The organism is Mesorhizobium sp. M0217 (assembly GCF_040321955.1).
GTDB lineage: Bacteria > Pseudomonadota > Alphaproteobacteria > Rhizobiales > Rhizobiaceae > Mesorhizobium.
Window position 1 is genome coordinate 131,630 of sequence record NZ_JAMYSN010000010.1, and the last position, 17,721, is coordinate 149,350.

Here is a 17,721-nt window from a genome sequence, read left to right on the forward strand (position 1 = left end):
CTCGGCCCACGCCCTTCGTTTGGGAGGTTGTATCAGGGAGCGATGTCGAAACGGTCGGCGTTCATCACCTTGGTCCACGCCTTGACGAAATCGCCAACGAATTTCCGCCCGGCATCCGCCGACCCGTAGACCTCGGCCAGCGCGCGCAGCTGCGCATGCGAGCCGAAGATCAGGTCGGCGCGTGTGGCGGTCCACCTGACTGCCCTGGTCTTGCGGTCGCGTGCTTCGTAGACCTCATGCGAGCCGGGCTCGGAGGCCGGATCCCAGATGGTGCTCATCGAGAGCAGGTTGACGAAGAAGTCGTTCGTCAGCGTGCCCGGCCTGTCGGTCAACACACCATGCTTCGAGCCGCCGGTGTTGGCGCCGAGCACGCGCAGGCCACCAACCAGCACCGTCATCTCCGGCGCCGTCAGGTTGAGCAGTTGCGCCCGGTCGACCAGCATGGCTTCGACCGACATCGGCGGTTTGCCCCTGACATAGTTGCGGAAGCCGTCAATTTTCGGCTCGAGCGCCGCAAAGGAATGGACGTCGGTCTGCGCCTGCGAGGCGTCGGTGCGGCCGGGCGTGAAGGGGACCTTCACCGCATTGCCGCCATCCGTTGCGGCTTTCTCGACCGCGGCGACGCCGCCGAGCACGATGAGGTCGGCCAGCGAGACCTTCTTGCCGCTTGCGTTGAACTCGTTCTGGATGGCTTTGAGCTCCGCCAGCACGGTGGCCAGTTCGACAGGCTGGTTGACCTCCCAGTCCTTCTGCGGCGCCAGGCGAATGCGCGCGCCATTGGCGCCGCCGCGCTTGTCGGAGTTGCGGAAGGTCGAGGCCGAGGCCCAGGCGGTCGAGACCAATTGCGAAACGCTGAGGCCCGAAGCCAGGATCTTGGCCTTCAGCAATGCAATGTCCTGGTCGCTGACCAGCTCATGGTCGACGGCCGGAACCGGATCCTGCCAGATCAGCTCTTCCTTCGGCACCAACGGGCCGAGATACCGCACGACCGGCCCCATGTCGCGATGGGTGAGCTTGTACCAGGCACGGGCGAAGGCATCGGCGAACTGCTCCGGATGCTCATGGAAGCGGCGCGAGATCTTCTCATAGGCCGGGTCGGCCCGCAGCGCGAGGTCGGTGGTCAGCATTGCCGGCGCATGACGCTTCGAGGGATTGTGCGCGTCCGGCACCGTAACCGCGCCAGAGCCGCCCTTCGGCGTCCACTGATGGGCCCCGGCCGGGCTCTTGGTCAGCTCCCATTCGAAGTTGAAGAGATTGTCGAAGAAGTTACTGCTCCACTGGGTCGGCGTCGTCGTCCAGGTAACTTCGAGGCCGGACGTGATCGCATCGCCGGCAATGCCGGTGGCATGCTTGCTCGACCAGCCGAGGCCCTGCGCCTCGATGCCCGCGCCTTCCGGCTCGGCGCCGACAAGTGCTGCATCACCGGCCCCATGGGTCTTGCCGAATGTGTGGCCGCCGGCGATCAGCGCCACGGTTTCCTCATCGTTCATTGCCATGCGCGCGAAGGTCTCGCGGATGTCGCGGGCCGAGGCCAGCGGATCCGGCTTGCCGTTCGGCCCTTCCGGGTTGACGTAGATCAGGCCCATCTGCACCGCGCCGAGATGGCCGTGCAGCTCACGGTCGCCGGAATAGCGCTTGTCGTCGAGCCACTTGGTTTCCGAACCCCAGTCGACATCCTGCTCGGGCTCCCAGACATCGGCGCGGCCACCGGCAAAGCCAAAGGTCTTGAAGCCCATCGATTCCAGCGCGACGTTGCCGGTGAGAATCAACAGGTCGGCCCAGGAGATCTTGCGGCCGTATTTCTGCTTGACCGGCCACAAAAGCCGGCGCGCCTTGTCGAGATTGGCGTTGTCCGGCCAGCTGTTCAGCGGCGCGAAACGCTGCTGGCCCGCACCGGCGCCACCCCGGCCGTCGCCGATGCGATAGGTGCCGGCGCTGTGCCAGGCCATGCGGATGAACAGCGGCCCGTAATGGCCGAAATCGGCCGGCCACCAATCCTGCGAATCCGTCATCACCTTGTGCAAATCCTCGATCACCGCATCGAGGTCGAGCGTCTTGAACTCCGCGGCGTAGTCGAAAGCTTCGCCCATCGGGTCCGAAAGGCTCGACTGCTGGTGGAGAACGCCGATGTCGAGCTGGTTCGGCCACCAGTCGCGGTTGGTCCTGGCGGAGGTTCCATGCGCGACCGGGCATTTGCCGGCGCTGTTGTCGTCGGTCATCGCGTCCATCTTGGCCTCCGAATTGCTGATTTATGTGTTGTTTTTTCCGGGCCGGCCGGGAGCCGCGCCACTCTGGAATGGTTCCAGACTAAGCCGTCTCTTCGATAAAAACAAATTGCCTTTCCTGTTTGTTGCGATAGGCTTTCCTTATGATTGGCTTGACCGTGCGTCAGATGCAATATTTCGAGGCTTTGGCGCAAACGCTGCATTTCGGCCGCGCCGCAAAACTCGCCGGCGTCAGCCAGCCGGCGCTGTCCGCGCAGATCGCCGAGATGGAGCAAAGACTGAACTGCCGGCTGTTCGAGCGCGGCGGCAAGACGGTGCGGATTACGGAAGAGGCGCAAGCGCTGCTGCCACGCATCGAGCGCATCCTGCGCGACATCAGTGATGTCGAGACGACGGCCCGGCGCGGCCGCCCGGCCATGGAAGGCCGCTTCCGGCTGGGCATCATCCCGACCGTGGCGCCGTATCTTTTGCCGCATGTGCTCCCGGAGCTGAAGCGGCATTTTCCGTCCCTGCAGCTCGAACTGCGCGAAGCAGTGACGGCATCACTGGTCGAGGACACGGCAACCGGACGGCTCGACGCCTTCATCGCCGCGCTGCCGCTCGAGCAGCCGGGCCTGGTCACCGAGGAACTGTTCGCCGACCGCTTCTTCCTCGCCGTGCCAGCCGGAGATCCAGCCTTCGCCTCGCCACCGGTGCCGCCGGAAAGCCCGGCGCTGGAGCGGTTGATGCTTTTGGAGGAAGGCCACTGCCTGCGCGAACAGGCGCTCGCGCTCTGCGGCAGCGTGCGTCCCGTAGCGATGGCAAGCTACGGCGCCACCAGCCTGACGACGCTGCTGCAGATGGTGGCGCATGGTCTCGGCGTCACGCTCATCCCCGAAATGGCGGCAAGGCCGGCCAGCGCCATGCCGGACCTCAAGATCGTGCCGTTCCAGGAGCCAATGCCGCAACGCACGATCTGCCTCGCCTGGCGCCGCAACAAGGTGCGGCATGATGAGTGCGTCGAGTTGGCGAAGATCATTCGCGGGCTGGATGGGGTGGTGATGGGGGTGTGAGTCGTTCGGGTCTTAGATGTCGCCTTGGGAACCCCGAAAAGCTCAAATCAGGCGCGTTCGAGAATACCCGCCTTGATGGCTGGTCGCCAGATCGCACCAAAGCCTCAAGGGATAAATACCAGAAATACATACGTAAAAAACACAACGGCATGGACGATTCCGGTCAGGAAGGTCGTCCTTTCGTTGCTAAAGCTTACGCCGCATATGAAAAGCGCTAAAACCAAAAGTACTGCGTCAGCTTCCGGGAGCCCCAGGGTCAACCCTCGTCCCGTAAGCAGGCTGGCTGCTGCGACCGCAGGTATCGTCAAACCAATCGTGGCGCAAGCCGAACCCATTGCGACATTCAGGCCGCGCTGCAGCTCATTGTTGAGTGAAGCGCGAACCGCCGAAATGGCTTCCGGCATCAAAACCAGACCCGCGATCATTGCCCCCACAATGCTGTCAGCCTGGGTCACCTGGTAAGCAACGAGCGCATTTTCAACACTTGCGGCGACCTGCTCGGCGAGCATGACAATTCCGATCAGTCCGATTACCAGGAGCAGAGCGCTGGAAGAGATGCTTTTGTGAGGGGCGGTTCGCGCCGAAAGGTCGTGTGCCAGTCCTTCGATGAAGTCGTCCCGGTGCCGGACGGTTTGCGCGAACACAAAACTTGCATAGAGCAGCACGGAAAGTACGCTCACAAGGCCAAGCTGAGCTGCCGAAAATGTGCCGGGATCGGTGGTCCGTGTATAGGTCGGCAGGATAAGCGTCATGACGGTCAGTGCGGCCAGAACCGCCAGATATGCGCTTGTCCCTTGCCGGACAATTGCCTGCTTGCGATGACGCCAGCCGCCAAACGTGAGACACATTCCGACAACGCCGGTGGAGGCAATCATCACCGTCGAGAAGACGGACTCACGTGCAAGCGTGGGGTTGTTCTCTCCATGCAGCATCATGGAAACGATGATCGACACCTCGATTGCCGTCACGGCAAAAGTCAGCACCAATGTGCCGTAGGGTTCCCCCACACGGTGGGCCATCGCCTCGGCGTGATCGAGCACCACGAAAATAGTGATGAACATGATCGCACTCGAGAGCGCTCCGACGAGAATCCTGACGCTCGGCGAACCTTCGTCCACCGATAGCCCGCTGGCTCTGACCGCAACGGCCAGTGCCAGCGCGGCCAAAGGCATCGCATAGGAAGTCGCTGATCGTGCGAAACCAGTCATTCAAGCCCCAATGCGTTCGGCGAACCTTGCGGAAGCCTGTCGAGCACCCCAATGTCGAAGCGGGCAATCCCGTCCCCCGGCGTTCAACCCTCAAGCCGTCTTCTGCACCACCAGCCCCAGTTCCTCCACCATCGCCTCGCGCATCAGAAACTTCTGCGGTTTTCCCGTCACCGTCATCGGCAGTTCGGTGCGGAAGCGGATGTAGCGGGGGATTTTGTAGTGGGCGATCTGGCCGGCGCAGAAATTCTTGATCTCCTGCTCGGTGGCGATCTGGCCCGGTTTCAGCACGATCCAGGCGCACAGCTCCTCGCCATATTTGGGGTCGGGAATACCGAACACCTGCACCTCCTTGACCTTGGGATGGCGATAGAGAAATTCCTCGACCTCTCTGGGATAGACGTTTTCGCCGCCGCGGATAACCATGTCCTTGACCCGGCCGACGATGTTGCAATAGCCCTCGGAGTCGATGGTGGCGAGATCGCCGGTGTGCATCCAGCCGTCGCTGTCGATCGCCTCGCGGGTTTTTTCCGCGTCGTCCCAGTAGCCTTTCATGACGGAATAGCCGCGGGTGCACAGCTCGCCCGGCGCGCCGACGGCGACGGTGGCGCCCTCGGCGTCGATGGCCTTGACCTCGACATGCGGATGGATGCGGCCGACAGTGGAGACGCGTTTTTCCAGCGGGTCGTCGACACTGCTCTGAAAGGAGACGGGACTGGTCTCGGTCATGCCATAGGCTATGGTCACTTCCTCCATATGCATCAGCGACACCACCTTCTTCATCACCTCGATCGGGCATGGTGAGCCCGCCATGATGCCGGTGCGCAGGCTGGAGAGATCGAAGCTGGCGAAATCCGCATGGTCGAGCATGGCGACGAACATGGTCGGTACGCCGTAGAGGCCGGTGCAGCGTTCCTGCGCCACCGCCTTCAGCGTGGCGCCGGCGTCAAAACCCTCGCCCGGGAAAACCATGGTCGCGCCCTTGGTGACGCAGCCCATCGTGCCCATCGACATGCCGAAGCAGTGATAGAGCGGCACCGGGATGCAGAGCCGGTCGTCGACGGTGAGCCTGATTGCCGCGGTGACGAAATTGCCGTTGTTGACGATGTTGGTGTGGGTCAGCGTCGCGCCCTTGGGCGCGCCCGTCGTGCCCGAAGTGAACTGGATGTTGATGGCTTCGCCCGGCTTCAGCCCTTCGGAGATGCGGTCGAGGCTGTCATGCTCGTCACGGCCGGCCATCGACAGCACGTCGGCGAAATTGAACATGCCGGGCGAGTTGTCATCGCCCATGCGGATGACGATCTTCAGCGCCGGCAATTTCTGCGCCTTGAGCTTGCCGGGGGTGGCCTTGGCGAGCTCCGGCGCCAGCGTCTCGATCATGCCGAGATAGTCGGAGGTCTTGAAACTGGCGGCGGTGACCAGCGCCTTGCAGCTGACCTTGTTGAGGGCATATTCGAGCTCGGTCAGCCGGTAGGCCGGGTTGATGTTGACCAGGATCAGGCCGATGCGAGCTGTGGCGAATTGGGTGACCAGCCATTCCCAGCGGTTGGGCGACCAGATGCCGACACGGTCGCCTTTTTCGAGGCCGAGCGCCAGGAAACCGGCGGCGAGCGTATCGACCGTGTCCGACAGTTCGCTCCAGGTGAAGCGCTTGTCCTGGCCGACGAAGACGGCAGCATCCTGCGTGGCGTATTTGCTGACCGTGCCGGAGAAAAGCTGAGGGATCGTCTTGTCGAGCAGCGGCACCGAACGGTCGCCCGACACGTGTGCCCGGCCGTCGAGCGGAGCGATGAAAGCCCTGCCGCGCCCGCGCAGATTGGTGGCGTTCTTGAGCTCGTCGAGATTGATCGCCATCGCCGTTTCCTCCCGGGATATGGCGAGCCTATCAGCCTGATGGGATGGTGGAAAGTAGAGGCGGTTCCCCTCCCCCTCGCGGGGAGGGTGCCTCGCGAAGCGAGGCGGGTGGGACCCTCGGCGAAGTGCTCGACTTCCTTGCTCACGGTCGACCCGGCTTGGGTCGTCTCGCGTCGAGCACTGCCGGAGCGACCCCACCCGTCCATCCGCCTTTGGCGGCTGTCCATCCTCCCCTCAAGGGGGAGGGAGCGCGCTCATCTTCGCGGCTATTTCCCGCACTAGCGCCTCATCCGCAGCAGCACGATCTTTCCTGGCAGCCACGAGGCAGGCCTGCGACTTCAGCACAACCCCATCGACCAGCACCTTGAGATGGTTGGCGCGCAGGGTCGAGCCGGTGGTGGTGATGTCGACGATGACATCGGCAAGGCCTGCCGCCGGCGCGCCTTCGGTGGCGCCGAGGCTTTCGACGATGCGGTAGACCTGGATGCCGTGCTTTTGCGAGAAGAACTGCTGCGTTAGCCGCCAGTATTTGGTTGCGATCCTCAGCCGCCTGCCGTGGCGCTGGCGGAAATCGGCGGCGACATCGTCGAGATCGGCCATAGTATCGACGTCGAGCCAGATGCCGGGCACCGCGACCACGACATCGGCATGGCCGAAGCCGAGGCGAGCGACGATTTCGGCGCGCGCCTCCCAGTCGGCGACTGTTTCGCGCAACAGGTCTTCGCCAGTGATGCCGAGATCGACCGACCTCTGCCCGATCTCGCCGGCGATTTCGGACGCCGACAGGAACGCCACCTCGATGCCTTCGGCGTTATCGATGCGGGCGCGGTACTGGCGCTCGTCGCCGGGCAGGCTGACGGCAAGCCCGGCCCTGGCCAGTACCGCCAGCGCCTGCTCCTTGAGCCGGCCTTTCGACGGGATCGCCAGCGTGATCATTTGGCCTCTCCCCGCAACGCTTCGATGCGGTCGAGCCAGACGGAGAAGCCGACGCCGGGGATCGGCGTCTTGGCGCCGAGCAGGGTCAGCAGCCGGTCGTAGCGACCGCCGCCGGCCAGCGGCCGCTCGCCACCAAGTGCTGCGATCTCGAAGACGATGCCGGTGTAGTAATCCAGCGGACGGCCGAAGGCGGCGTCATAGCGGATCGTCTTTACGGGCAGGCCATGCGCCTCGATGGCTTTGGCGCGGGCGGCGAATTTTTCCAGCGCCGCGCCCAGCGAAAGCCCGGCACCAGCGGCGAAGCTTTCGAGCGCAGCGCTGGCGCCGTCGAGCGGCACGTCGATGGCGAGAAAATCCCTGAGTGCTGCAAAGGCCTCGTTCGACAGCCGCACGCTGCGCAGTTCGGCCTTTTCGATCAGCCGCCGGGCAATGTCCGCCGGCGCGCGCCCGCCGGAGCCCGACAGGCCGGCCTCTTCCATGCCGCCGGCGATGTGGGCGGAAAGCGCTTCGAGATCGCCATCGAGCACAAGGGCCGCGACATCGCCGTCAAGCTGACCGTTGCGCGGCGGGTTGGCGAGATCGGCGAGTGCTGCCTGCAGCATCGGCGCCGAGCCGAAGGCGCGCGCAAGCCGCATGCGCCAGCCGCGCGGCAAGCCGAGTGCTGCCAGCACCGCCTCGAAGATGGTCTGGTCGCCGAGCGTGATCGCCAGAGGTTGCGCCGGCAGCACCAGCTGCAGCAGCGCATGCGCATCGGCCAGCGAACGGGCGTCGGCCTCAGCCGTATCGCGGTCGCCGAGATCCTCGATGCCGGCCTGAAAGAACTCGTTGCCGCCCTCGCGGCGCTGGCGGAACACTTCGCCGAGATAGGAATAGCGGCGCGGCGTGCCGGCCTGCGAGGCGATGTGGTCGAGGCAGACGGGGATGGTGAATTCGGGACGAAGGCACAGCGTCTTGCCGGTCTCGCTTTCGGTGAGAAAGATGCGGCGGCGCAGATCCTCGCCGGCCATGTCGAGGAACGGGTCGGCCGGCTGCAGCACCGCGACCTCAACCGCATGGGTGTTGCGGGTGGCGAAGAGCTTGGTGATTTCGGATGCGATGGCGGGATAGCGAGTCATCGGCTGGTTGGGTGCGAGGCACCCCCCTCTGGCCTGCCGGCCATCTCCCCCTCGAGGGGGGAGATTGGCAGCTTGGAGCGCAGCGCCTCTTCTTCAACGCCGGAGATTGGCGAAACCATGCGCGACATCCAATCTCCCCCCTTGAGGGGGAGATGGCCAGCAGGCCAGAGGGGGGCCTTCAAGCGCCACCCTTCGCACGGTCGGCCGCCTGCGCCGCCAAAATCTTCTTCACCTCGGCGACCAGCTCTCCCTCCGCCACCGTCACCTGCGCCGGGCGGGCAGCCCGCCATTCGGCGTTGTCGGTGATCTCAGCCGACATCCGCGCGCCTTCGATCAGATCCTTGATCTGCAGCTCGCCCTTGGCGCGCTCGTCGCCGCCCTGGATAACGGCGACCGGGCTGCCGCGGCGGTCGGCATATTTCAGCTGCGCCTTCATGCCGGCGCCGCCGAGATACATTTCGGAGCGGATGCCGGCCGCGCGCAGATCGGCCACCATCTTCTGGTAGCGACCGAGGCTTTCCGTATCCTTGTCCATCACCAGCACGACGACCGGCGCGATGACATCGGTGGTGTCCAGCTTGCCGAGGTTCTTCAGCGCCGTCATCAGGCGGGAGACGCCGATCGAAAAGCCGGTCGCCGGCACCGGCTCGCCACGGAAGCGCGAGACCAGCCCGTCATAGCGGCCGCCACCACCGACCGAACCGAAGCGCACGATCTGGCCGTCTTCGTTGGGGATTTCGGCCAGAAGCTCGGCCTCGAAAACCGGGCCGGTGTAGTATTCGAGGCCACGAACGACGGAGCGGTCCATGGCGATGCGATCTTCGCCATATCCGGCCGCCCTGACCAGGGCTTCAATCGTCGCGAGCTCGCTGACGCCTTCTTGGTAAGTCGGGTTCGAGCTCACCATGGAAACCTGGTCGACCTGTGCGTTCCTTGCCGTGGCGAGGAGAACTGCTTCAGCTTGCCCGTCGTCCAAACCAGCGCCCTTGGCGAAGTCGCCCTCGCCTTCCTTGCCGCCATCCCATCGGCCCGGCCCAAGCAGAAGCTTCACGCCTTCCGGCCCGAGCTTGTCCAGCTTGTCGATGGCGCGCAGCACGGTCAGCCGGCGGCCGGCATTGTTGTCACCGCCAAGGCCGATCGCCTCCAACACGCCGTCGAGCACCTTGCGGTTGTTGACGCGGATGACGTAGTCGCCGCGCCTGATGCCGAGCGCTTCCATCACGTCGGCCATCATCATGGCCATCTCGGCGTCGGCTGCGACGCCCGGCGTACCGATCGTGTCGGCGTCGAACTGCATGAACTGGCGGAAGCGGCCCGGGCCGGGCTTTTCGTTGCGGAACACCCAGCCGGAGCGGTAGCTGCGATAGGGTTTCGGCAGCTTCTCAAAATTCTCGGCGACGTAGCGCGCTGTCGGCGCAGTCAAATCGTAGCGCAGCGACAGCCACTGCTCGTCATCGTCCTGGAAAGAAAATACGCCCTCATTAGGCCGGTCCTGGTCGGGCAGGAACTTGCCGAGCGCATCGGTGTATTCGATCAGCGGCTGGTCGGCCGGCTCGAAACCGTAGAGCTCATAGACCGAACGGATCGTCGCCATCATCTTCTCGACGGCGCGGATATCGTCGGCGCTGCGGTCGGCAAAGCCGCGCGGCAGCCGCGCTTTCGTCTTTTCCGATTTGTCGGCCATGGGATGGGTCTTTTCGCTTAGTAATCGATGACTTGTTTGGAGTGGGCGTGTCCTAACCGAAGCGGCTTTGTGCGGCAAGGGTTTGCGCTTTTTCCTTCTCCTCCGAAACAAAACGCACCAAAAGGAAACAATTCCGCCATCGGCGCGGCATCGTGCCGACACAATCAGAGCCGATAAGCGCGCCGAAACAAAGGGTTGGGGCCATGACTGCGGCACACAAATTCGACATCAGAGACGACGGCTTGCATGAAGTCCGGCTGCGGCCGGCCGAGAACCGTGCGCCGGTGACGGCGAGCCTCGGTCCGTTCGAGGTCACCGCCGACGAGCGCAAGCGTTCCACCATGCGCGAGGCGCTGATGACTGGATTGCTGGTGATTTATCCGACCTTTGCGGCACTGGCGGCGATTGTCGCGGGATTGTTCCTGACTGGCGCAAGTGGGACGTGAGCTCCTTACCCTCCCCCTTGTGGGGAGGGTCGACGCGTAGCGTCGGGGTGGGGGTGCAGCGCCAAGATACCCCCACCCGCGCCTTCGGCGCGACCTCCCCACAAGGGGGAGGTAGGGGGACAGCGCCCTACTTCGGCCTCTTAAAGGCCTTGCGTTCCTTCTCCACCTGCTCCCGGCACACGCAGCCTTCGAGATGGTCGTTGACCAGACCCATCGCCTGCATGAAGGCGTAGACCGTCGTCGGGCCGACAAAGGTCCAGCCGCGCTTTTTCAACTCCTTCGAAATCCTGATCGAGACCCCTGTCGTCGGGTTGGCGCGTAGATGCGCCATGTCCACCACCGCCGGCCGCTCCTTCGGCCCCGGCTCGAACTTCCAGAACCAGGCGGCCAGCGAGCCGAACTCGTCGACCATTTCGCACGCCCGTTTGGCGTTGTTGATGGTCGAGACGATCTTGCCGCGGTGGCGGATGATGCCGGCATTGGCGACCAGGCGCTCGACATCCTCGTCGGTGAAGGCAGCGACCTTGTCGAAGTCGAAACCGGCGAAGGCCTCGCGGAAATTCTCGCGCTTGCGCAGAATGGTCAGCCAGGACAGGCCGGACTGAAAGCCTTCGAGGCAGATCTTTTCGAACAGCCTGCGGTCGTCGGCGACCGGCCGGCCCCATTCATGGTCGTGGTAGTGCAGATAGTCCGGCAGATTGCCGTGCCAGAAGCAGCGCGTGATCCCGTCGGAGCCGGTAAGCAGTCCGGTGTTGTCTTGCGCCATGGCCAATCCATCCGTTAACGCGCTTTTGCGCTGCATTTACCGCGGCTTTACCAGATTCCTGAACCCGGCGGTAACCACACCAAAAGGTTTACTGACAAAGCGGCATTTTACGCATTCCGATTCATGTTTCGGTTGTGGCTTCGCGCCAAGGATCGCGCAACCGGGGGCAAGTTCCGCCTCCGTCCGTTCGACGATCAAGGTGCGTTCCGATGAAGATCTTTTTGCGTTCCGTGCTCGGCGCCGTGGCCATTCTGGCCGCCGGCGTCACCTCGTCTGCCGCCAACGACCGCTATGCCGACAGGCCGCCGGTGATGGTGAGCCCCGACCTTTCCGCGCCCTGGGTGCTGCAGCTTGGCCGCGCGCCCGGCATCGTGCGGCAGAGCCGCCAGTTCGTGCAGCAGCAGCCACGCCTTCGCTATGCGCAGCCAGCGCGACCCGATCGGGTGCGCACTGCTTCCGTGCAGGCGCCGGTCAAGCGCGTGGTGATGCGGCCGCAGATCAATCCGCTCTATCTGCCGCAGGAAGTCGCCTATGACGGCCCACAGAAGCCGGGCACGATCGTCATCGATACGACGCAGAACTTCCTGTTCCTGGTCGAGAAGAACGGCAAGGCGCGGCGCTATGGCGTCGGCACCGGCAAGCCTGGCTTCGAATGGTCTGGCACGCACAAGATCACCAACAAGCGCGTCTGGCCGGACTGGCGCCCGCCAGCGGAGATGATCAAGCGCGAGGCCGCCAAGGGCCGCTACCTCCCGACCTATCTGGCCGGCGGCGAGGAAAACCCGCTTGGCGCCCGCGCGCTCTATCTCGGCACGACGGAATACCGCATCCACGGCACCAACCAGCCATGGACCATCGGCGGCTCGGTGTCTTCCGGCTGCATCCGCATGCGCAACGAGGACGTGGTTGACCTTTACGAGAGGGTCAATGTTGGAACGACCGTGGTCGTGATATAGTCGGCTACCGAATCATCTGGTCCAGAAGGCTAGACCTTCAGGGTCGGGAAGAGTTTACGGGGGACGGGCCGTGTGGGGATGCGGCCAGTCAGGAAAGGGCAGCCCGGGAAACCGCGCTGCCCTTTCTCTTTGCGGCTATAGCTGAGCCAGGCTGCGCCAGAACGTCGCGCCAGGGGGATGACGGTTCGCTTTCACGCTGCCTTGCCGCATTTCCCCTGCTATAGGGACGGCCAAACTCCCCTGCGCCAAACTCGCTGCAAAGGTTCAGCCATGTCTCCGCCAGACGATAGCCGCTATCTCCGGGGCGGCCCGGTCGCCCAGCGCATCATGGCATCCGTGCGCGAGGATGCCGCCATCGCCACCGCCGAAGGTTTTCCGCCCAAGCTGGTGTCGATCACCGTCGGCGATACCGCTGCCGTCGATGTCTATGTGCGCAACCAGCGCGCCAAGGCCGCCCTTGCCGGCATCGGTTTCGAGGAGCGGCGGTTCCCCGCCGACATCAGCGCCGGCGAACTCGAGGCGGCGATCCACGGCCTGAACGCCGACCCGCGCGTCACCGGCATCATCATCCAGCGGCCGGTGCCGGCGCATATCCCGATCAAGACGCTGCAAGCGGCGGTGCATCCACTGAAGGACGTCGAGGGCATGCATCCGGCGTCGATCGGCAATATCGTCTACAATCAGCTCGACCTCGCGCCTTGCACGGCTGCGGCCTCGGTCGAGCTGCTCAAGGTAACCGGCCTCGACCTCAAGGGGCTCGAAGTCGTCGTCGTCGGCCATTCCGAGATCGTCGGCAAGCCGATTGCCTTCCTGCTGATGGGCGAAGGCGCAACGGTGACGGTGTGCCATCACATGACGCGCTCGGTGGCGGCACATGCGCGCCGCGCCGACGCACTGTTCGTCGCCGTCGGCAAGCCCAGGCTGATCAAGGCCGACATGGTGAAGCCCGGTGCGGCCGTCATCGACATCGGCATCAATTCCGAGATCGGCCCGGACGGCACGAGCCGCATCGTCGGCGACGTCGACACCGAGAGCGTGAAGGAAGTCGCGTCCTGGATCACGCCGGTGCCCGGCGGCGTCGGTCCGATCACCGTGGCGATCCTGCTGCGCAACACAATGGTAGCTCTCAGCCGCCAGCGCGCGCGCTACCAGGCGACGTATGGCGTGGTGGACCGGCTGGCAGCGGAATAGCTGCTTACTCGGCGGCGACCAGGTTTCCTTCGGAGACGCCCTCCGGCTTCGGACCACCATAGGCCCAGTCGAGCAGCTTGATCGTGTGCACCACCGGCAGCTTCGCGGCGGAAGCGATCTGGGTGATGCAGCCGATGTTGCCGGTGGCGACGATCTCCGCGCCGGTGGCCTCGATGTTCTTCACCTTGCGGTCACGCAACCTTGCGGAAATCTCCGGCTGCAGGATGTTGTAGGTGCCGGCCGAGCCGCAGCACAGATGTCCCTCGCGCGGATCGCGCACGACGAAGCCGGCCCTGGCGAGCAATTCCTTCGGCTGGCGGGTGATCTTCTGGCCGTGCTGCATCGAGCAGGCGGAGTGATAGGCGACGACGGTGCCGGGTTTGCGCACCGGCTCGGGCAGGTCGAGGCTCGCGAGATATTCGGTGATGTCCCTGGCCAGCGCCGAGACCTTTGCAGCCTTGTCTGCATAGGCCGGATCGAGGCGCAGCATGAAGCCATAGTCCTTGATGGTGGTGCCGCAGCCGGACGCGGTGATGACGATGGCATCGAGCCCACCCTGGTCGATGGCGCGTGTCCAGGCATCGACATTCTGCTTCGCCGAGGCTAGTGCGGCTGCCTCGCGGCCCATATGATGGACCAGCGCGCCGCAGCAGGCCTCGCCCTCAGGCACCACGACCTCGATGCCGAGCCTGGTCAGCAATGCAATCGTCGTCTCGTTGATGGCGGGATCGAGCACCGATTGGGCGCAGCCGGTGAGGATGGCGACGCGGCCTTTCTTCGTCCCCTGCCCGGCATGGACGCCGGGAGAGGCCATCGGCGAGGCCGCCGGGATCGAGGCCGGCGCCAACTTCAGCATAGCACCGAGCGGCTTCAAGGCTGGGACCTTTTCGAACAGGCCGATGAACGGCTTGCCCAATCTCGCCAGCTTCAGCGCGGCGCGAAAGCGCGCGGGGTAAGGCAGCACTAGGGCCAGCAGGGCGCGGGTCAGCCGGTCGAGCAGCGGCCGCCTGTAAGTCTCCTCGATATGGGCGCGGGCATGGTCGACCAGATGCATGTAGTTGACGCCCGACGGGCAGGTCGTCATGCAGGCGAGGCAGGACAGGCAGCGGTCGATATGGGTGACGATCTCCTTGTCGGCGGGACGGCCGTTCTCCAGCATATCCTTGATCAGGTAGATGCGCCCGCGCGGTGAATCCAGCTCGTTGCCGAGTGTGACATAGGTCGGGCAGGTGGCGGTGCAGAAGCCGCAATGCACGCATTTGCGCAGGATCTTCTCCGATTCCGCGACATGCGGATCGGCGAGCTGGGCAAGGGAGAAATTGGTCTGCATCGCGTTAGCCCTGGGCCATGCGGCCGGGATTGAGGATGGCCTTGGGATCGAACTCGGCCTTGAGCCTAGCCGACAGGGCGGCCAGATGCGGCGCCTGTGGCTCGAACACCGGCACGGCGGCGCGATGCGAAGGGGTGGCGCGCACCAGCGTGGCGTGGCCGCCGCCAAGCTTTCTGATCAGCCCGCGCAGCAGGGCGGCCTCGGGATCGCCCTCCTCCATGCGCAGCCAGACCAGCCCGCCCTGCCAGTCGTAGAAGGCGCTGACACCGATCTGCATGCGCAGCGTCAGCACCATCTGATGGGCCTGAGACGGCGCCATGGAGACGCGCCAGACCGGCTTTTCGCTACGGTCGGCGAATGGCGTGCAGTCCCTTATGTCACGCCAGAGGGAATGCGAGGCCTCGCCTGCAATCTCCTGCAGCGGGCCCGCATTTTTGAGCAGGGTTTTCAGTGCCTCGATGCGGTAGGCGACCGAAGGGCCGAAGCCTTCGACGCGCAGCAGCGTTGCGGCGTCGGCCCCGAGACTGCCGCCGGCAACGCGCGCGGCGGTGCGCTCGGGCAGATGGGCGGCGCTCGACACTTCGGCGCTGGAGCCTAGCGCCAGCGCCATGGCGGCAGCCGCCGCATCGTCGAGCAAGCCGCGCACGGCAAGCGTCACCTCGATCTCGGCCGCCGGCAGCACCTTGAAGGTGACATCGGTGAATACAGCCAGCGTGCCCCAGCTGTTGGCCATCAGCTTCGACAGATCGTAGCCGGTAACATTCTTGACGACGCGGCCGCCTGATTTGAACGCTTCACCACGACCGGCAACCGCATTGATTCCCAGAATATGGTCTCGTGCAGCCCCCGCCTTCAGCCGGCGCGGGCCGGACAGGTTGGCGGCAAGCACGCCGCCGATCGTGCCTCTTCCCTTGATACCGCCGAACAATGGGCCGTAGTCCATCGGCTCGAAAGCAAGTTGCTGGCCGTTTTCGGCGAGCAGGCTTTCTATATCGGAAAGCGGTGTGCCGGCCTTCGCCGACAGCACCAGTTCGGCCGGCTCGTAGAGGGTGACGCCGGTGAGCTTCGAAAGATCGAGCGTGTGTTCGCTCTGCTGTGGCCGGCCGATGCCGCGCTTGGAGCCGTGGCCGATGATTTCCAAAGGTGACTCTTCCGCGGCCGCCCATTGGACGATGGAGAGGGTCTCGGCCGATGTGGTGGGAGTGAAGGTCGTCATGGCGAAGATGGGTCGAGTTCCTTCGCGCCCCCCTCTGTCCTGCCGGACATCTCCCCCTCAAGGGGGGAGATCGGAAGTCGCGTCCGATTTCGCCAATCTCCGACCTTGAAGGAAGGGTAAGGCGCGCAAGCTGCCAATCTCTCCCCTTGAGGGGGAGATGTCCGGCAGGACAGAGGGGGGTGTTCACGCGCCAACTTAGCCACTCAAAACCTCGGAATGTCCGGAAACGCCACTTGGCCGCGATGCACGTGCATGCGCCCAAGCTCCGCGCAGCGGCGCAGTTGTGGAAACACCTTCCCGGGGTTGAGCAGATGGTTGGGGTCGAAGGCGCATTTGACGCGCATTTGTTGGTCGAGGTCGATCTGGTTGAACATTTCAGGCATCAAGTCGCGCTTCTCGACGCCGACGCCGTGCTCGCCGGTCAAGACGCCGCCGACCTTGACGCAGAGCCGCAAGATGTCGGCGCCAAAACTTTCCGCCTTGTCGAGTTCGCCCGGCACGTTGGCGTCGTAGAGGATCAGCGGATGCAGATTGCCGTCGCCGGCGTGGAAGACATTGGCGACGCCAAGGCCGTATTTTCCCGACAGTTCGCGCATGCCGGCGAGCACACGCGGCAATTCCTTGCGCGGGATGGTGCCATCCATGCAGTAATAGTCGGGTGAGATGCGGCCGACCGCCGGGAAGGCCGCCTTGCGGCCGGCCCAGAAACTCAGCCGCTCCTGTTCGGATTGCGAGATGCGGCAGGTGGTGGAGCCGTTCCTGTAGGCGATCGCTTCGACGAGACCGATCAGGTGATCGACCTCGACGCCCGGCCCGTCGAGTTCGACGATCAGCAGCGCCTCGACATCAAGGGGATAGCCGGCGTGGACGAAATCTTCCGCGGCATGGATCGCCGGCCGGTCCATCATCTCCATGCCGCCAGGGATAATGCCGGCGCCGATGATGTCGGCGACGCATTGGCCGCCCTGCTCGCTGGTCGGAAAGCCGATCAGCAGAGCGCGCGCCGTCTCCGGCTTCTTCAGGATGCGTACCGTGACCTCGGTGACGACGCCGAGCAGGCCTTCGGACCCCGTCATGACGCCGAGGAGATCATAGCCTTCCGAGTCCAGATGATTGCCGCCCAGGCGCACCACCTCGCCGTTCATCAGCACCATCTCGATGCCCAGCACATTGTTAGCGGTCAGGCCGTATTTCAGGCAGTGCACGCCGCCGGAATTTTCAGCGACATTGCCGCCGATCGAGCAGGCGATCTGGGAGGATGGATCGGGCGCATAGTAGAAGCCCTCCTGCTCGACGGCGGTGGTGATGCCGAGATTGGTGACGCCGGGCTGAGCGACGACGACGCGATCGGGATAGTCGATGGCAAGGATGCGGTTGAAGCGGCTCATGACCAGCAGCACGGCATCCTCGAGCGGCAACGCGCCGCCGGAGAGCGAGGTGCCGGAGCCGCGCGGCACGACACGGATGTTGCGGTCGTTGCAGTATTTCAGCACCCGCGACACCTGCGCCACCGTTTCCGGCAGCACCACGACCAGAGGCAATTGCCGGTAGGCGGTGAGACCGTCGCTTTCGAAAGCGCGCATTTCGTTGGTGGCGTCGACGACGCCCTCGCCCGGCACGATGATGCGCATATCGGCGACGATCTCTGCGCGCCTTCGCATCGTGGCGTCGTCTGGCTTGGGCATGACAAGGCCGGACATCGGCGGCGTCCTCCGCTTGGCTGGTAAAAATCTTTTACCAGTTAC

14 protein-coding genes are annotated in these 17,721 nt (G+C 64.4%); 4 read left to right on the forward strand and 10 right to left on the reverse strand.

The features are described from left to right. Positions 1–32: 32 nt before the first annotated feature. Entirely contained in the window at positions 33–2,228 is a 2,196-nt protein-coding gene (gene katG / locus NKJ18_RS17930; RefSeq protein WP_023751745.1) for a catalase/peroxidase HPI, read from the reverse strand. A 140-nt stretch (positions 2,229–2,368) separates the two neighbouring features. Between katG and NKJ18_RS17935 the strand changes: the two genes are divergently transcribed. After that, positions 2,369–3,277 (forward strand): hydrogen peroxide-inducible genes activator, encoded by a 909-nt coding sequence (locus tag NKJ18_RS17935; protein ID WP_023751744.1) that lies wholly within the window; start codon positions 2,369–2,371, stop codon positions 3,275–3,277. A 104-nt stretch (positions 3,278–3,381) separates the two neighbouring features. On the opposite strand, the gene NKJ18_RS17940 is transcribed toward NKJ18_RS17935, so the two are convergent. The 5 genes from NKJ18_RS17940 to hisS form a co-directional block, all read right to left on the reverse strand. Next, the gene (locus NKJ18_RS17940; RefSeq protein ID WP_352759034.1) at positions 3,382–4,485 is read right to left on the reverse strand and encodes a calcium:cation antiporter; all 1,104 of its coding nucleotides are present in this window, start codon (positions 4,483–4,485) and stop codon (positions 3,382–3,384) included. A 90-nt stretch (positions 4,486–4,575) separates the two neighbouring features. Continuing rightward, the gene (locus tag NKJ18_RS17945; protein ID WP_352759036.1) at positions 4,576–6,336 is read right to left on the reverse strand and encodes an AMP-binding protein; all 1,761 of its coding nucleotides are present in this window, start codon (positions 6,334–6,336) and stop codon (positions 4,576–4,578) included. Between the two features lie 234 nt (positions 6,337–6,570). Further along, entirely contained in the window at positions 6,571–7,272 is a 702-nt protein-coding gene (gene hisG / locus NKJ18_RS17950; RefSeq protein ID WP_352759038.1) for an ATP phosphoribosyltransferase, read from the reverse strand. Next, positions 7,269–8,387 carry an ATP phosphoribosyltransferase regulatory subunit gene (locus NKJ18_RS17955; RefSeq protein WP_352759041.1) on the reverse strand — a complete coding sequence of 373 codons (1,119 nt, stop codon included), beginning with the start codon at positions 8,385–8,387 and terminating at the stop codon, positions 7,269–7,271. Before NKJ18_RS17955 ends, hisG begins: the two co-directional genes overlap by 4 nt. 178 nt (positions 8,388–8,565) lie before the next feature. After that, positions 8,566–10,071 (reverse strand): histidine--tRNA ligase, encoded by a 1,506-nt coding sequence (hisS, locus tag NKJ18_RS17960; protein ID WP_352759043.1) that lies wholly within the window; start codon positions 10,069–10,071, stop codon positions 8,566–8,568. Positions 10,072–10,274: 203 nt separating this feature from the next. Between hisS and NKJ18_RS17965 the strand changes: the two genes are divergently transcribed. After that, entirely contained in the window at positions 10,275–10,517 is a 243-nt protein-coding gene (locus tag NKJ18_RS17965; protein WP_023732340.1) for a hypothetical protein, read from the forward strand. A gap of 127 nt (positions 10,518–10,644) precedes the next feature. Here the strand turns inward: NKJ18_RS17965 and NKJ18_RS17970 are convergent, their stop codons facing one another. Next, positions 10,645–11,283, reverse strand: coding sequence for a DNA-3-methyladenine glycosylase I (locus NKJ18_RS17970; RefSeq protein ID WP_023670545.1), 639 nt, complete (start codon positions 11,281–11,283; stop codon positions 10,645–10,647). Between the two features lie 209 nt (positions 11,284–11,492). On the opposite strand from NKJ18_RS17970, the gene NKJ18_RS17975 reads away from it, so the two are divergent. Together NKJ18_RS17975 and NKJ18_RS17980 are read left to right on the forward strand one after the other, a co-directional pair. Further along, positions 11,493–12,239, forward strand: coding sequence for a L,D-transpeptidase (locus NKJ18_RS17975; RefSeq protein WP_352759045.1), 747 nt, complete (start codon positions 11,493–11,495; stop codon positions 12,237–12,239). Positions 12,240–12,509: 270 nt separating this feature from the next. Further along, the gene (locus NKJ18_RS17980; protein ID WP_352759046.1) at positions 12,510–13,430 is read left to right on the forward strand and encodes a bifunctional 5,10-methylenetetrahydrofolate dehydrogenase/5,10-methenyltetrahydrofolate cyclohydrolase; all 921 of its coding nucleotides are present in this window, start codon (positions 12,510–12,512) and stop codon (positions 13,428–13,430) included. A 4-nt stretch (positions 13,431–13,434) separates the two neighbouring features. Here the strand turns inward: NKJ18_RS17980 and glcF are convergent, their stop codons facing one another. From glcF to NKJ18_RS17995, 3 genes are all read right to left on the reverse strand, one after another. Beyond that, positions 13,435–14,760 (reverse strand): glycolate oxidase subunit GlcF, encoded by a 1,326-nt coding sequence (gene glcF / locus NKJ18_RS17985; protein WP_352759049.1) that lies wholly within the window; start codon positions 14,758–14,760, stop codon positions 13,435–13,437. 4 nt (positions 14,761–14,764) lie between these two features. Beyond that, positions 14,765–15,976: an FAD-binding protein gene (locus NKJ18_RS17990; protein ID WP_352759051.1), complete on the reverse strand. Its 1,212-nt coding sequence runs from the start codon at positions 15,974–15,976 to the stop codon at positions 14,765–14,767. 203 nt (positions 15,977–16,179) lie between these two features. After that, positions 16,180–17,676, reverse strand: coding sequence for an FAD-linked oxidase C-terminal domain-containing protein (locus NKJ18_RS17995; protein WP_352759053.1), 1,497 nt, complete (start codon positions 17,674–17,676; stop codon positions 16,180–16,182). Between the last annotated feature and the right edge of the window lie 45 nt (positions 17,677–17,721).

What these genes read in the sequence shown, in the direction of transcription:
- katG (WP_023751745.1), bottom strand. Translation starts at nt 2,228, where the DNA reads ATGGACGCGATGACCGACGACAACAGCGCCGGCAAATGCCCGGTCGCG.
- NKJ18_RS17935 (WP_023751744.1), top strand. Translation starts at nt 2,369, where the DNA reads ATGATTGGCTTGACCGTGCGTCAGATGCAATATTTCGAGGCTTTGGCG.
- NKJ18_RS17940 (WP_352759034.1), bottom strand. Translation starts at nt 4,485, where the DNA reads ATGACTGGTTTCGCACGATCAGCGACTTCCTATGCGATGCCTTTGGCC.
- NKJ18_RS17945 (WP_352759036.1), bottom strand. Translation starts at nt 6,336, where the DNA reads ATGGCGATCAATCTCGACGAGCTCAAGAACGCCACCAATCTGCGCGGG.
- hisG (WP_352759038.1), bottom strand. Translation starts at nt 7,272, where the DNA reads ATGATCACGCTGGCGATCCCGTCGAAAGGCCGGCTCAAGGAGCAGGCG.
- NKJ18_RS17955 (WP_352759041.1), bottom strand. Translation starts at nt 8,387, where the DNA reads ATGACTCGCTATCCCGCCATCGCATCCGAAATCACCAAGCTCTTCGCC.
- hisS (WP_352759043.1), bottom strand. Translation starts at nt 10,071, where the DNA reads ATGGCCGACAAATCGGAAAAGACGAAAGCGCGGCTGCCGCGCGGCTTT.
- NKJ18_RS17965 (WP_023732340.1), top strand. Translation starts at nt 10,275, where the DNA reads ATGACTGCGGCACACAAATTCGACATCAGAGACGACGGCTTGCATGAA.
- NKJ18_RS17970 (WP_023670545.1), bottom strand. Translation starts at nt 11,283, where the DNA reads ATGGCGCAAGACAACACCGGACTGCTTACCGGCTCCGACGGGATCACG.
- NKJ18_RS17975 (WP_352759045.1), top strand. Translation starts at nt 11,493, where the DNA reads ATGAAGATCTTTTTGCGTTCCGTGCTCGGCGCCGTGGCCATTCTGGCC.
- NKJ18_RS17980 (WP_352759046.1), top strand. Translation starts at nt 12,510, where the DNA reads ATGTCTCCGCCAGACGATAGCCGCTATCTCCGGGGCGGCCCGGTCGCC.
- glcF (WP_352759049.1), bottom strand. Translation starts at nt 14,760, where the DNA reads ATGCAGACCAATTTCTCCCTTGCCCAGCTCGCCGATCCGCATGTCGCG.
- NKJ18_RS17990 (WP_352759051.1), bottom strand. Translation starts at nt 15,976, where the DNA reads ATGACGACCTTCACTCCCACCACATCGGCCGAGACCCTCTCCATCGTC.
- NKJ18_RS17995 (WP_352759053.1), bottom strand. Translation starts at nt 17,676, where the DNA reads ATGTCCGGCCTTGTCATGCCCAAGCCAGACGACGCCACGATGCGAAGG.